General features: G+C 62.2%; 12 protein-coding genes. 11 read left to right on the top strand and 1 reads right to left on the bottom strand.

Annotation, left to right across the window (positions count from 1 at the left end):
• Positions 1-21: 21 nt before the first annotated feature.
• The 7 genes from CBW66_RS01650 to CBW66_RS01680 all read left to right on the top strand — a co-directional run bounded on the left by CBW66_RS01650 (position 22) and on the right by CBW66_RS01680 (position 9,206).
• Complete coding sequence (locus CBW66_RS01650) at positions 22-933, top strand: peptidoglycan DD-metalloendopeptidase family protein (RefSeq protein WP_086136332.1); 912 nt, start codon at positions 22-24, stop codon at positions 931-933.
• An 8-nt stretch (positions 934-941) separates the two neighbouring features.
• Positions 942-1,973, top strand: a complete 1,032-nt coding sequence (gene rpoS, locus CBW66_RS01655) for an RNA polymerase sigma factor RpoS (protein WP_070223369.1) — start codon at positions 942-944, stop codon at positions 1,971-1,973.
• A gap of 133 nt (positions 1,974-2,106) precedes the next feature.
• Complete coding sequence (gene rlmD, locus CBW66_RS01660) at positions 2,107-3,450, top strand: 23S rRNA (uracil(1939)-C(5))-methyltransferase RlmD (RefSeq protein WP_086136333.1); 1,344 nt, start codon at positions 2,107-2,109, stop codon at positions 3,448-3,450.
• Positions 3,451-3,847: 397 nt separating this feature from the next.
• Positions 3,848-5,800: a glycosyl hydrolase family 18 protein gene (locus CBW66_RS01665; RefSeq protein WP_230491977.1), complete on the top strand. Its 1,953-nt coding sequence runs from the start codon at positions 3,848-3,850 to the stop codon at positions 5,798-5,800.
• 80 nt (positions 5,801-5,880) lie between these two features.
• A complete protein-coding gene (locus CBW66_RS01670) occupies positions 5,881-6,915 on the top strand; it encodes a cupin-like domain-containing protein (RefSeq protein WP_086136334.1) in 1,035 nt (344 codons plus the stop codon).
• Positions 6,916-7,172: 257 nt separating this feature from the next.
• Positions 7,173-8,348, top strand: coding sequence for a cyclopropane fatty acyl phospholipid synthase (gene cfa, locus CBW66_RS01675; protein ID WP_230491976.1), 1,176 nt, complete (start codon positions 7,173-7,175; stop codon positions 8,346-8,348).
• Between the two features lie 12 nt (positions 8,349-8,360).
• Positions 8,361-9,206, top strand: coding sequence for a LysR family transcriptional regulator (locus CBW66_RS01680; protein ID WP_086136335.1), 846 nt, complete (start codon positions 8,361-8,363; stop codon positions 9,204-9,206).
• 66 nt (positions 9,207-9,272) lie between these two features.
• Here CBW66_RS01680 and CBW66_RS01685 read toward each other — a convergent pair whose 3' ends face one another.
• Complete coding sequence (locus CBW66_RS01685; RefSeq protein ID WP_034752039.1) at positions 9,273-9,959, bottom strand: Bax inhibitor-1/YccA family protein; 687 nt, start codon at positions 9,957-9,959, stop codon at positions 9,273-9,275.
• Positions 9,960-10,181: 222 nt separating this feature from the next.
• Between CBW66_RS01685 and ndk the strand changes: the two genes are divergently transcribed.
• The 4 genes from ndk to CBW66_RS01705 all read left to right on the top strand — a co-directional run.
• A complete protein-coding gene (gene ndk / locus CBW66_RS01690; RefSeq protein WP_034752036.1) occupies positions 10,182-10,598 on the top strand; it encodes a nucleoside-diphosphate kinase in 417 nt (138 codons plus the stop codon).
• A 124-nt stretch (positions 10,599-10,722) separates the two neighbouring features.
• The gene (gene rlmN / locus CBW66_RS01695; protein ID WP_086136336.1) at positions 10,723-11,898 is read left to right on the top strand and encodes a 23S rRNA (adenine(2503)-C(2))-methyltransferase RlmN; all 1,176 of its coding nucleotides are present in this window, start codon (positions 10,723-10,725) and stop codon (positions 11,896-11,898) included.
• Positions 11,899-11,909: 11 nt separating this feature from the next.
• Positions 11,910-12,686, top strand: a complete 777-nt coding sequence (gene pilW / locus CBW66_RS01700; protein ID WP_086136449.1) for a type IV pilus biogenesis/stability protein PilW — start codon at positions 11,910-11,912, stop codon at positions 12,684-12,686.
• A gap of 67 nt (positions 12,687-12,753) precedes the next feature.
• A partial coding sequence (locus tag CBW66_RS01705) for a RodZ family helix-turn-helix domain-containing protein (RefSeq protein WP_253251331.1) occupies positions 12,754-13,413 on the top strand: 660 nt, incomplete at its 3' end.

A 13,413-nucleotide genomic window follows, 5' to 3' on the forward strand; every position in this document is an offset into this window, starting at 1 on the left:
AGGACATACTATTACATGCGAATGATTAAGAAAAGTAACATACTGATATGCAGCGTCACGCTGGCCGCCCTGTTGAGCGGTTGCGGCACCACTGGCGTCCAGGCGCCCGTCGTTGAGCGCCATCCATCGAGCAGCAGCGCCGCCGCCAGCGATCCGCGCGACCGCGATCCGGCCTATTACACGGTCAAGCGTGGCGACACCCTGTTGCGCATCGCCCTCGAGCATGGCCAGAATTACCGCGACCTGGTGGCCTGGAACGACTTGAGCAACCCGAACGACATCAAGGTCGACCAGGTGTTGCGCGTGCTGCCGCCGACTGGCGAGACAGGCGGCGCGCAAACGTCGGCCATCGTGATGCCGCCGTCGACGGAAGTCAAGCCGGCCGCGCCTGCCGTGCCGAAGAAAACGGGCCCGCGCGGCGAGAAGCGCGCGTATTCCGACGCCACCCTGGCCGAGCTGCGCGCCGATGGCGGTACCGGCGAGTCCAAGCCGGCGCCCGCGCCGGCGGCAACTGTCGCCGCCGCACCGGCTGCCGCAGCCTCTGCCGCATCGGCGCCTGGCGACGACAAGATCAGCTGGATGTGGCCTTCCGAAGGCAAGGTCATCGGCACTTTTGACGAAGGCAAGAACAAGGGCGTCGATATTGCCGGCAAGGCCGGCCAGCAAGTGGTGGCAGCAGGCGCGGGAAAAGTCATGTATGCCGGGAGCGGAATCCGTGGTTATGGTAATCTTGTCATCGTGAAGCACAGTAATAGCCTGTTGTCGGCTTATGCGCATAACCGCAGCATCCTGGTGAAGGAAGGGCAGAACGTCAACAAAGGCCAGGCCATCGCTGAAATGGGCGATTCCGATGCCGACCGCGTGAAGCTGCACTTTGAAATCCGCCAGCAGGGCAAGCCTGTCGACCCTTCGAAATTCCTGCCTAACCGTTAGGTAAAGCAATGACACACGCGCCGCACGACCAGCTGGACGATGACCCGGAACTGCCGGAAGACGGGGCAGACGAAGTCGTGACGGACGATGCCGGCGAGCTCGACGGCATTGACGCCGTCGACGCGGGCGAGGGTGGCGAGGTAGCCAGCGTCAGCGTGGTGGTCGAAAGTGTCGATGAACTGAAAAAGGTGCTGGCGGCCGAGCTGTCGACCGATACCACGCAGCACTATCTGAACCAGATCGGCACGCGGCCTCTGCTGACGGCGGCGCAAGAAGTGCATTACGCCACCCTGGCCAAGCAGGGCAATTTCGAAGCCCGGCAAACCATGATCGAGCACAATCTGCGCCTGGTCGTGTCGATCGCCAAGCATTACATCAACCGCGGCGTGGTCTTGCTCGACATGATCGAGGAGGGCAACATCGGTCTGATGCGCGCCATCGACAAGTTCGAGCCCGAGCGCGGTTTCCGCTTCTCTACCTACGCCACCTGGTGGATACGCCAGAGCATCGAGCGCGCCATCATGAACCAGGCGCGCACGGTGCGCCTGCCCGTGCACATGGTGCGCGAACTGAACCAAATCTTGCGCGGCAAATATCATCTGGAAGCCCAGCACCACGACGGCAAGGATGCCACCGCGGAAGACATCGCCCACCTCGTGGGCCGTCCTGTGGAAGAGGTGCAGGATATCCTGGCCCTGTCCGAGCACGCCACGTCGCTCGACGCGCCGCTCGACAACGATCCGCAATCGTCGCTGATGGACATGCTGCCCGGCGCCAGCGAAGACAGCCCCGATGCGCGCGCGGAACACCATGAAATGACGGTGCTGGTGCGCGACTGGCTGACCAAGCTGCCCGACAAGCAGCGCGTCGTCATCATGCGCCGTTTCGGCCTCGACAACGACGATCCGGCCACCCTGGAAACCCTGGCCGAAGAAATGGGCGTGACGCGCGAGCGCGTGCGCCAGATCCAGCAGGAAGCCTTGATCAAGCTCAAACGCGCCATGGCGGCACGCGGCGTCGTGCGCGACTCACTGCTCTAGGACGCCCGGTCCCGGTATTTCCGGGGCCGCATCTGCTATCATACGCCCCGCTCGCGGCGCCTGACCTTTCCCCCATTGTTTGCAAGTTCCAGCGCGGCCCTGCGTCCTGGCCCACTCTTACCTATTGATCGCTATGCAAGAAAATATCCTCGAAATCAAATCGCTCGACATGGACGCCCGTGGCGTTGGCCATATCGAGAACGAAGACGGCTCGCCGGGCAAGGTCGTGTTTGTCGAAGGCGCGCTGCCGGGCGAGCGCGTCAGCTTTGTCACGTTCAAGAAAAAGAAGAACTGGGAAATGGCCCGCATGACGGCGCTGCACCGCGAATCGGCTATGCGCGTGACGCCCAAGTGCAAGCATTTCGACAATTGCGGCGGCTGCTCGATGCAGCACCTGGAACCGTCGGCGCAGGTGGCGATCAAGCAGCGCGTGCTGGAAGACAACCTGTGGCATATCGGCAAGGTGCGTCCGCAAAGCATCATGCGCCCCATGTATGGCCCGACCTGGGGCTACCGCTACCGCGCGCGTCTGTCCGTGCGCCACGTCAAGAAGAAAGACGCCGTGCTGGTGGGCTTCCATGAAAAGAAATCGGCGTTTGTCGCCGACATGGATAGCTGCGAAATCTTGCCGCCGCACATCTCCGCCATGCTGCTGCCGCTGCGTGGATTGATCGCTTCGCTGTCCATCTTCGACCAGATGCCGCAGATCGAACTGGCCGTGGGCGAAGACGTGACCGCCATGGTCCTGCGCATCATGGCGCCGTTGACGGCGGACGATGAAACGAAGCTGAAGGCCTTTGCCGACGAGTATGGCGTGCAATGGTGGCTGCAGGTGAAAGGCCCGGAAACGGCCGTGCCGTTCTATCCGCTGGACAAGCAATTGCACTACCTGCTGCCGGAATTCGGCGTCAAGATGCCGTTCAAGCCCGTCGATTTCACGCAGGTGAACCACCACATCAACCGCGTGCTGGTGTCGAAAGCCCTGCGTTTGCTGGAAGTACAGCCGACGGACCGCGTGGCCGACCTGTTCTGCGGCCTGGGCAATTTTACCTTGCCGCTGGCCACGCAAGGCAGTGAAGTGGTGGGTATCGAAGGCAGCACCACCTTGACGGAGCGGGCGCTGGAAAACGCGCTGGCCAATGGCCTGGCGGAAAAAACCTCGTTCTCGACGCGCAACCTGTTCGAAGTGACGACGGACGACCTGATCGCCTTGGGCCGTTTTGATCGCATCCTCGTCGACCCGCCGCGCGATGGCGCCATGGCCCTGTGCCAGGCGCTGGTCGGCCTGTCGCAAGTGCGTCCGGACCTGCTGCCCAAGCGTATCGTGTACGTCTCGTGCAGCCCGTCGACGCTGGCGCGCGACGCCGGCATCCTGGCGCTGGAAGCGGGTTATGTGCTGAGCAAGGCGGGCGTGGTCAACATGTTCCCCCACACGTCCCATGTGGAGTCGATGGCGGTGTTTGATCTGGCGCAATAAGCATTCAAAATACGGCGGGTGGCCAGGCACGCACCCGCCGTTGCCGCGTTCAGCGGCGCAGCAAGCCGGCGCAATACCACTTACGCCGTATTATAAAACTGGTCTGTCTTTTTCCCGTCCAGCGTCTTTTTTCATCTTCCCTCTGCTGTTTTTTGATTGTCCAGTAGGACAACACGCCGTTCGCATATGCCGCTGCGCTTTTTGCGTGAAGTGGTATTGCGCACTTTGAGGCCACTTCAAAACCACTTGACCGCCTATTTTTTCAGCAGCATGCTGTTCTTGCAACTGCAGAAAACCAAAATCACAGGGTAACTCTTATCGATGCAGAGTGGCATTTCCGCAAACCTGAACAGGAGACAGCGTGGAAAATTTAATACTCAAAAAAACGATCAGGAACATGATGATATGTCTGGCCAGCGGTGGCGTGCTGGCGGCATGCGGCGGTGGCGGCGACGCCGGCGCACCGGCTGGCTCGCAATTGCTGGCGGCCAGCACGGTGGTCGCCTGCGTGCCGTGGCAGGAGGGCGGCACGTATAACGCGGGCACGGTGGTCACTTACCTGGGCGCCAACTACACGGCCCTGGTGACGCAGACTGACCACGTGGGCTCGGGCTGGAACCCCGTCTCCACGCCGAGCCTGTGGAGCGCCGGCGGCATGTGCGACGGCGGAACTACGCCAACTCCTACGCCGACTCCCACCCCCACGCCAACGCCGACACCGACCCCGACGCCGAATCCAACCCCGACACCCACGCCAACGCCAACGCCGACTCCCACCAGCGGCACCTGCGCACTGGCGTGGGCGGCCGGCACGGCTTACAGCGCGGGCGCCACCGTCAGCTATGCGGGTACGAATTACCGCGCCAACTACTGGACGCAGGGCGACAACCCGTCAACCAGCAGCGGCGCCGCCGGCACGGGCAAACCATGGACCAGCCTGGAGATCTGCGGCACCACGCCAACCCCGACACCGACGCCGACTCCAACACCAACACCAACACCAACGCCAACACCGACGCCGACGCCAACGCCGACGCCGACGCCGACGCCGACGCCGACGCCAACGCCAACGCCAACGCCGACCGGCCGCGAAGTCGGTTCCTACTTTGCGCAATGGGGCGTGTATGGCCGCGATTACGAAGTGGCGAACGTGCACACGAGCGGCGTGGCCGACAAGCTGACCTTCATCAACTACGCCTTCGGCAATATCTATCCGAAAAACGGCGGCTACGAATGCGGCATGATCACCAAGACGGAGCCGGGCGCGACGAATCCGAATTCGCCGGACGCGGGCACGGGCGGCGATGCCGAGGCCGACTACATCCGCACGCCGAAGCGCACCGTCGATGGCCAGGCCATTCCTTGGGACGCTCCATTGTCGGGCAACTTCCTGCAGCTGAAAAAGCTGAAGGCGGCGCACCCGAATCTGAAACTGTTCATCTCGCTGGGCGGCTGGAGCTGGTCGAAGAACTTCTCCGTCGGTTCGGCCACCGATGCGCTGCGCAAGCAGATGGTGCGTTCGTGTATCGATATCTACATCAAGGGCAACCTGCCGGTGCAGGGCGGGCGCGGTGGCGTGGGTGCGGCGGCCAACATCTTTGACGGCATCGACATCGACTGGGAATACCCGGTCGGCGGCGGCCAGCCGTACAACACGGTCAGCCCCAACGACAAGCGCAACTTCACCTTGCTGATGGCGGAATTCCGCAGCCAGCTCGATGCGCTCGGCGCCGCCAACGGCAAGCGCTACCTGTTGACGGCCGCTGTCGGTGCGGGCAAGGACAAGATCGACAACACGGAACCGGCCCTGTACTCGCAGTACATGGACTGGATCAACCTGATGACGTACGACTTCCACGGCGGCTGGGAAAACAGTACCAACTTCAACGCCCAGCTGTATGCCGACCCTGCCGATCCGTCGACAGGCATGGCGCGCGAATACGTGGGCGACAAGGCGGTGCAGTACATGATTGCCGCCGGCGTGCCGCGCGACAAGCTGTTGCTGGGCATACCGTTCTATGGCCGCGGCTGGACGGGCGTGGCGCCGGGACCGAACGGCGATGGCCTGTACCAGGCGGCCACGGGCACAGCGCCGGGCACGTACGAGTCGGGCATCGAGGACTATAAAATCCTCGTCGCCAAGGCCGGCACGCGCTACTACCATCCCGTGACCAAGCAGCTGTATCTGTACACGGGGGCGGGCGGCCAATGGTGGAGCTATGATGATCCGACCGTCATCGGCACCAAGGTGAAATACGTCAAGGACCAGGGCTTGCGCGGCGCGTTCTCGTGGGAACTCGATGGCGACGCGAATGGCGTGCTGGCGACCGAGGTGTGGAAGGTGCGCTAACCGTGTGCTAGCGTAGCAGGATGCGGCCGGGCGGCATTGCTGCCCGGCCGCTTGTTCATATAAAAAAGAGGAGACGGGCGATGGCGGCAGTGTCGACATTGGGAGTAAAACATCCGGAACAGGAACTGAGCCGCGAGTGGCGCAGCTGGATCGCGGAAAACCTCATGCTGGGCAGTCACCCGTCGGCGCTGATGCCGGTGCTGCAGCAGGCCGGCATCGCCGAAGGCCTGGCGCGCCGCGAAATCGAGCTGGCGCTGCACAGCCCCTACCTGGCCGGCGCCGTGCGGCTGTCGAACCGCCTGGCCAAGCGCGACTGGGTGATCGACATCCAGCGCAAGCTGAACCAGTTGCGCCCGCCCGAAATTCCACGCCGCGAGAGGCTGTCCTCGCAGGAATTCCTGGACGAATTCTATTCGACCAACCAGCCCGTCATCATCACGGGCATGATGGAGAACTGGCCCGCGATGGCCAAGTGGAGCCCGGCCTACTTCCGCGAACATTTTGCGCAGCGCGAAGTGGAAGTGCAGTTCGGCCGCGAAGCGGACGCGCAGTATGAAATGAACAGCGTGGCGCACAAGCGCAAGATGGCGTTTGGCGAATATGCCAGCCTGGTCGAGGGCAGCGGCGCGACCAACGATTTCTATATGACGGCGAATAACAATTCGCAGAACCGGCAAGCCTTGCGCGAGCTGTGGGACGACATCGGCCAGCTGCCCGAATACCTGGAGCAGAGTGGCGGCCCCACGGGTTTTCTGTGGTTCGGCCCGGCCGGTACGGTGACGCCATTCCACCACGACCTGACGAACAACTTCATGGCGCAGGTCCAGGGGCGCAAGCGGCTGCGCATCATGGCCGCCTGCGAGGTGGCGCGGGTGTATAACCAGCGCCACTGTTTTACGCCCGTCGACGGACGCGCCATCGACTTGCAGCGCTATCCGCTGATGGCCGACGTGCAGGTGCGCGAATGCGTGCTGGCGCCGGGCGAGATCCTGTTTTTGCCCGTCGGCTGCTGGCATTTCGTCGAGGCGCTCGACGTGTCGATGACGGTGGCGTTTACCAACTTCAAATGGGATAACGATTTTTACAGCAAGTATCCGCCGAATCACGACTTTTGATTGTAGGTTCACTTGCCGCGCACAGCCGCCGTACTGGCGGCTTTTTTCATTGTGCGGTGTGCTTCTTGTATAAGACATTTCTATAAAAAAATTTATTCAAATCATTTTTCAGCAATTATTTTGATATGAATTGCCATGATGTTTCATTATCCAGATGGTCATGGCGGGCGGRTAATTTKATGGCTGGCGCGGCGCCCGGCCGCTGAGTGCATTGCCGGCGTGCGCCAGCACCGACAACCATCTGGAGGCGGCAGGGCATGAACACGCAGCAAATGACACAGTTACAGCAAGCACCGGCAAGTAGTACTGAACTCCAGCTCGACACGCGGCTGACCCGCGAAGCGGCCGAGCTGCTGGCACGCGCCGACATCCACCTGAATGGCCGCGCCGCCTGGGACATGCAGCTGCGCAAACCGGGCGTGCCCGAACGGGCTTTCGCCAGCGGCAACCTGGGCCTGGGCGAGGCCTACATGGATGGCGACTGGGATGCGCAGCAGCTCGACGAATTCTTTTGCCATCTGCTGCGCGCCCGGGTGGCCGACGACGTGCGCCCCATGCGTTTGGCCTTCCACGCGCTGTATGCGCGCCTGTTCAACCTGCAGACGGAGCGCCGCGCGTGGATGGTGGGCAAGGAACACTACGACCTGGGCAACGCCTTCTATGCGGCCATGCTCGACCCGCGCATGACCTATACCTGCGGCTACTGGAAGGATGCCGGCAACCTGGCCGAGGCGCAGGAAGCCAAGCTCGATCTGGTCTGCCGCAAGCTGCGGCTGGAACCGGGCATGCGCGTGCTCGACATCGGCTGCGGCTGGGGCAGTTTCATGCGCTATGCGGCGCAAAAATACGGGGTGCAGTGCGTGGGCGTGACGATCTCGCAAGAGCAGGTCGCGTACGCGCGCGGCATGCCGGGCGGAGAAAACCTGGACTTCCGTCTGCAGGATTACCGCGACACCGATGAAAAATTTGACCGCATCGTCAGCATCGGCATGTTCGAGCATGTGGGGCACAAGAATCACCGCACCTTCATGGAAGTGGCGCACCGCTGCCTGGAAGACGACGGCCTGTTCCTGTTGCACACGATCGGCAAGAACAAGCGCGATTCCGCATGCGATCCATGGATCGACAAGTACATTTTCCCGAATGGCGACTTGCCCTCCATCGGCCAGATCGGCGACGCCATCGATGACCTGTTTGTCGCCGAGGACCTGCACAATTTCGGCGCCGACTACGACAAGACCCTGATGGCGTGGCATGCGAATTTTGAACATGCGTGGCCGCGCTTTGCCGCCCGGCTGGGCGAGCGCTTCCACCGCATGTGGTCGTACTATTTGCTGTCCTGCGCGGGCGCCTTCCGCGCGCGCGACCTGCAGCTGTGGCAATGGGTCTTGTCGAAGCAGGGCGTATTGGGTGGCTATGCGCGCGTCAGCTGATATGATGGATTGATGGACATCAATCAAGCGCGTACCTTCCTGGAAGTGGCTTCCTGCGGCAGCTTCATCATGGCGGCCGAACGCATGCACGTGACGCAGACGGCCGTCAGCGCCCGCATCCGCACCCTGGAGCAGCAGCTGGGGCGCCAGCTGTTCGTGCGCAACAAGGCGGGCGCGCGCCTGACGTCGGCCGGCGAGCGCTTCATGCGCCACGCGGCCACCATGGTGCAGGTGTGGGAGCGGGCGCGCCACCAGGTGGCCTTGCCGCCGGGGCGCGACGACGCCGTCAGCATCGGCTGCGAACTGAGCCTGTGGCAGCCGCTGCTCGGCGACTGGCTGATACGCATGAGCCGCGACTGCCCCGAGATTGCCTTGCGCGCCGAAGTCGACAGTCCCGCGCGCCTGCTCGACGCCGTGCACGACGGCTCGCTGGACCTGGCGGTGCTGTACAACCCGCCGCAGCGCCCGGGCCTGGCCAGCGAATTGCTGGCCGAGGAAAAGCTGGTGATGGTGACCACGCGCGCGGATGGACAGATGCAGGCCGATACCTATGTGTATGTCGACTGGGGACCCAGCTTCGCGGCCAACCACCAGGCGGCGTATCCTGAGCTGAGCAGCCCGCCCATCTCCATTTCCCTGGGGCCGCTGGCCCTCGTGTACCTGCTGGAAGTGGGCGGCGCCAGCTACTTTCGCATCGGCAGCGCGCTGCCGTATCTCGACGGGGGCCTCTTGTACCGCGTGCGCGACGCGCCCGAGTTCTCGCATTCCGCCTACGCCGTCTACGCGGCCCAGCGCGACAATCCGACCCTGGACCGCGCCCGCGCCTGCCTGCTCGAGGTGGCGGAGCGAAGCAAGTAGGCTCGACAGACGTAAAAAAGCCGACCCGTGGGTCGGCTTTTATTTTCATGCGCATAAGCGCAGCGCTTAGTCGCGGCTGCCGCCAGCGAAGCCTAAGAGCGACAACAGGCTGGTGAAGATGTTGTACACGTCCAGATAGATGCGCAGGGTGGCCGAGATGTAGTTGGTCTCGCCGCCGTTGATGATTTGCTGCACGTCATACAGGATGTAGGCCGAGAAGATGGCAATGGCGACCATGGAGATCACGATCGACAGTGCCGACAGGCCCAGGAAAATGTTCGCCACCGATGCCAGGATCAGCACGATCACGCCGGCGAACAGCCATTTGCCCATGGCCGAGAAGTCGCGCTTCGACACCGTGGCGATCGTCGCCATCACGGCCAGGATGGTGGCCGTGCCGCCGAATGCCGTCATGATCAGCATGCCGCCGTTCGAGTAGCCGAGCGTGCGCGTCAGGATGGGCGTGAGCATCAGGCCCATGAAGAAGGTAAAGCCCAGCAGGACGGCGACGCCGAGGCCCGAGTTCTTGGTTTTCTCGATCGCGTACATGAAGCCGAATGCGACGGCCATGAAGATGATGAAACCCATGCCGCCGGTCAGCATCGGCAAATGCATTTGCACGCCGATGAAGGCGCCCAGCACGGTCGGTATCATGGACAGTGCCAGCAGCCAGTAAGTGTTGCGCAAGACCTGGTGGCGGACTTGCTGCATGCCCCCCGACAGGTCAAAGGTGCGTTGCATGTTCTGATTCATAGTGCCTCCGTGTTGTCAATTCAAATTACTGCTTTGCCCAAGGATAGCATGGACCCCGGTTTTTACAAAAAAACCAGCTTAAGATTTCATTAAACTCAGGCAAGGGCGGAAGATGCCTACCTGCCTGTCTGGGTGATATGGGGTGGAGTATGGTAAAATCAAAGGTTGATTGAGTTATCAATTTACCGTTTTAAACCTTTCTTTTTATTGGAGTTTTCACACATGGCAATCGAACGCACCCTGTCGATCATCAAACCAGACGCAGTTGCAAAAAACGTAATCGGTCAAATCTACTCGCGTTTTGAAAACGCTGGCCTGAAAATCGTTGCAGCACGCATGACCCAACTGTCGCGCGAACAAGCTGAAGGCTTCTACGCAGCGCACAAAGAGCGCGGCTTCTTCAAAGACCTGGTCGACTTCATGGTTTCCGGTCCCGTCATGATCCAAGCCCTGGAAGGCGAAAACGCCGTTCTGGCCCACCGTGACCTGATGGGCGCGACCGATCCGAAGAAAGCAGAAAAAGGCACGATCCGCGCCGATTTCGCCGATTCGATCGACGCTAACGCCGTACACGGTTCCGACGCTGTCGAAGCTGCTAAAGTGGAAATCGCTTACTTCTTCCCAGAACTGAAGGCTTAATTGCCTTAGATAACGTTATTTCCTGGCGTTATCTGTGAAATAACTTATCACCCCCTGTTCCCGCTGCGCTGTGGTGCTTTGCCCCTGATGCGCGCGGGGACGGATTTTTAGAATAGACAAGATCATGCATACGACGACACTCACCAACTTGCTGGACCTCGATCCCGCGCAACTCATCGCCTACTGCGCCGAGTTGGGAGAGAAACCGTTTCGTGCGAAACAATTGCAGCGTTGGATACACCAGTTCGGCGCCTCCGACTTCGACGCCATGACGGACCTGGCCAAGTCGCTGCGCGACAAACTGGCCACGCGCGCCGAAGTGCGCGCCCCGGCCATCATCAGCGACCACACGTCGGCCGACGGCACGCGCAAGTGGCTGGTCGACGTAGGCAATGGCAATGCCGTGGAAACCGTGTTCATTCCGGAAGACAACCGCGGCACCTTGTGCATCTCGACCCAGGCCGGCTGCGCTGTGAACTGCCGTTTCTGCTCGACGGGCAAGCAAGGCTTCAACCGCAACCTGAGCGTCGGCGAAATCATCGGCCAGCTGTGGATGGCCGAATTCGAATTGCGCCGCACCAAGGGCATCGAACCGGGTCCGAAGGGCGAGCGCCAGATCACCAATGTGGTGATGATGGGCATGGGCGAGCCCCTGCTGAACTTCGAACCGACCGTCACGGCCCTGAAATTGATGCTTGACGACAACGCCTACGGCCTGTCGCGCCGCCGCGTGACCCTGTCGACGTCGGGCGTGGTGCCGATGATGGACAAACTGTCGCAGGAAGTGCCGGTGGCCCTGGCCGTCTCGCTGCACGCCTCGAACGATGCCTTGCGCGACGGGCTGATTCCACTGAACAAGAAATACCCGCTGAAGGAACTGATGGCGGCCTGCAAGCGCTACCTGGAATTCGCGCCGCGCGACTTCATCACGTTTGAATACTGCATGCTCGATGGCGTCAACGACAGCGACGAGCACGCGCGCGAACTGCTGGCGCTGGTGCAAGACCGCGAGTTCGGCGTGAACTGCAAGTTCAACCTGATTCCCTTCAATCCCTTCCCCGAGTCGGGCCTGTTCCGCTCGAAGAACCCGCGCATCAAGGCGTTTGCCCAGGTGCTGATGGATGGCGGCATCGTCACCACCGTGCGCAAGACGCGCGGCGACGATATCGACGCGGCCTGCGGCCAGCTGGCCGGCGAAGTCAAGGATCGCACGCGGGTGCAGGAGCGGATGGAAAAGATGACTGAGTATCAACAGAAATTTGGCGCCAATTTCGGCAAGATCGTGGAGATCCGCTCCTGATGAGGGAAAGCATGGCTTGCCAACGCTCGCTCGCTGTGGCCGCTGTTTGCCTGGCTGTGCTGCTGGTCGGCTGTGCTTCCACCGCAGACAAGGAGCAAGCTGCATCTGTCGAGCAGCGCGCCGCCTTGCGCTTGCAGCTGGCCAGCGCCTATTATATGCAGGATCAGTATGCGGTGGCGTTGGCCGAAGCGGAGCAGGCGGTGCGGCTGCTGCCGGAGAACGCCCAGGTGCGCGGCATGCGCGCCCTGATTCTTGCCGCGTTGCGCCAGCCTGGGGCTGCTGAAAAAGATTTTCTTTACGCATTGCGCCTCGCGCCCCACAATCCCGAGTTGAGCAATAATTATGGCCAGTTTCTGTGCCAGACCGGGCGCGCGGCGCAGTCGCTGGCGTATTTTGATGCCGCACTGCAAGATGTTGCCTATGGCACGCCTGAACTGGCGCTGCATAATGCGGCGGCATGCAGCCTGGTCATGAAAGATTACCCGCGCGCCGCCGAGTACTGGCTCAAGGCGGAGCGCATCGCACCTGGCGCGGCAATCACGTATGCCGGCCTGGTGCGCGTGTATTACCAACAGCAAGACTACCGGCAGGCGGCTGAGTATTGGCAGCGGCTCGGTAAGATAGCAACAATGGAGAGCCAGACGGCCGATGTGCTGTGGCTCGGGATCAAGGTGCAGCATAAGCTCGGGGATGCAGGTGCGGAAGCTGGCCTGGCGGCGCATTTGCGCAGCCACCATTCCGGCTCCCCCGAATATGCTGCTTATCAAAATGGGGCGTTTGATGAGTGAGACAGGGATACCAATGAATTCAGAGTGGGCAGAAACGCCTCAGCAGCAGCCCCAGGGCAATCTTGCGTTGGCAGGCGCACAGTTGAAGGCGCAGCGCGAAGCGCTGGGCTGGCCCGTGGAACAGGTGGCCGACCAGCTCAAGCTGGCGCCGCGCCAGGTGATCGCGCTGGAAGAGGGCGACATGGCGGCCTTGCCGAACGTGGCCGTGGTGCGCGGTTTCGTGCGCGCCTACGCCAAGGTAGTGCGTCTCGACGCAGCCCCGCTGGTGGCCATGATCGAAGTCCATCCGGCGCCGGCGCAAGACCCGGCAGCGCCCGTGCGGCGCGAGATTTCCGCCACGTTCTCGGAATCGCGCTTCCCGTCGATGACGCAGCGTTCGTCGAACCAGACTCCCCTCTGGATCGCCGGCGCCGTGGCCGTCGTCGTGGCGGCCGCCTTTGGTGCCTATAAACTCGGCTACGTGCCGGCCAGCCTGCTGTCCCCGCAGGCCGGGAAGGAAGCGGCGCATGCGGAGGTGGGCCCCGTGGAAACGACCCTGATCAAGCCGGGCCAGGACTTGACGCCCGTGCAGTCGCCGTCCGTGCCCCTGATTTCCGTGCCGCCGCCGCCAGGCAACGATACGCAGACGGGCGCCCCTGCCGCTGCCGCCGCTTCGGCGCCGGCCGCCGCCGCAGTGCCGCCAGCCGCCGTTCCAGCTCCGGCGGCAGCGACGACGGCTGCCGTCACG

The organism is Janthinobacterium sp. GW456P, assembly GCF_002127655.1.
In the GTDB taxonomy this organism is placed as follows: domain Bacteria; phylum Pseudomonadota; class Gammaproteobacteria; order Burkholderiales; family Burkholderiaceae_D; genus Janthinobacterium.

Bases quoted from the DNA above. Each gene is read 5' to 3' on its own strand.
- CBW66_RS01650 (WP_086136332.1), top strand. From the start codon at position 22: ATGATTAAGAAAAGTAACATACTGATATGCAGCGTCACGCTGGCCGCC.
- rpoS (WP_070223369.1), top strand. From the start codon at position 942: ATGACACACGCGCCGCACGACCAGCTGGACGATGACCCGGAACTGCCG.
- rlmD (WP_086136333.1), top strand. From the start codon at position 2,107: ATGCAAGAAAATATCCTCGAAATCAAATCGCTCGACATGGACGCCCGT.
- CBW66_RS01665 (WP_230491977.1), top strand. From the start codon at position 3,848: ATGATGATATGTCTGGCCAGCGGTGGCGTGCTGGCGGCATGCGGCGGT.
- CBW66_RS01670 (WP_086136334.1), top strand. From the start codon at position 5,881: ATGGCGGCAGTGTCGACATTGGGAGTAAAACATCCGGAACAGGAACTG.
- cfa (WP_230491976.1), top strand. From the start codon at position 7,173: ATGAACACGCAGCAAATGACACAGTTACAGCAAGCACCGGCAAGTAGT.
- CBW66_RS01680 (WP_086136335.1), top strand. From the start codon at position 8,361: ATGGACATCAATCAAGCGCGTACCTTCCTGGAAGTGGCTTCCTGCGGC.
- CBW66_RS01685 (WP_034752039.1), bottom strand. From the start codon at position 9,959: ATGAATCAGAACATGCAACGCACCTTTGACCTGTCGGGGGGCATGCAG.
- ndk (WP_034752036.1), top strand. From the start codon at position 10,182: ATGGCAATCGAACGCACCCTGTCGATCATCAAACCAGACGCAGTTGCA.
- rlmN (WP_086136336.1), top strand. From the start codon at position 10,723: ATGCATACGACGACACTCACCAACTTGCTGGACCTCGATCCCGCGCAA.
- pilW (WP_086136449.1), top strand. From the start codon at position 11,910: ATGGCTTGCCAACGCTCGCTCGCTGTGGCCGCTGTTTGCCTGGCTGTG.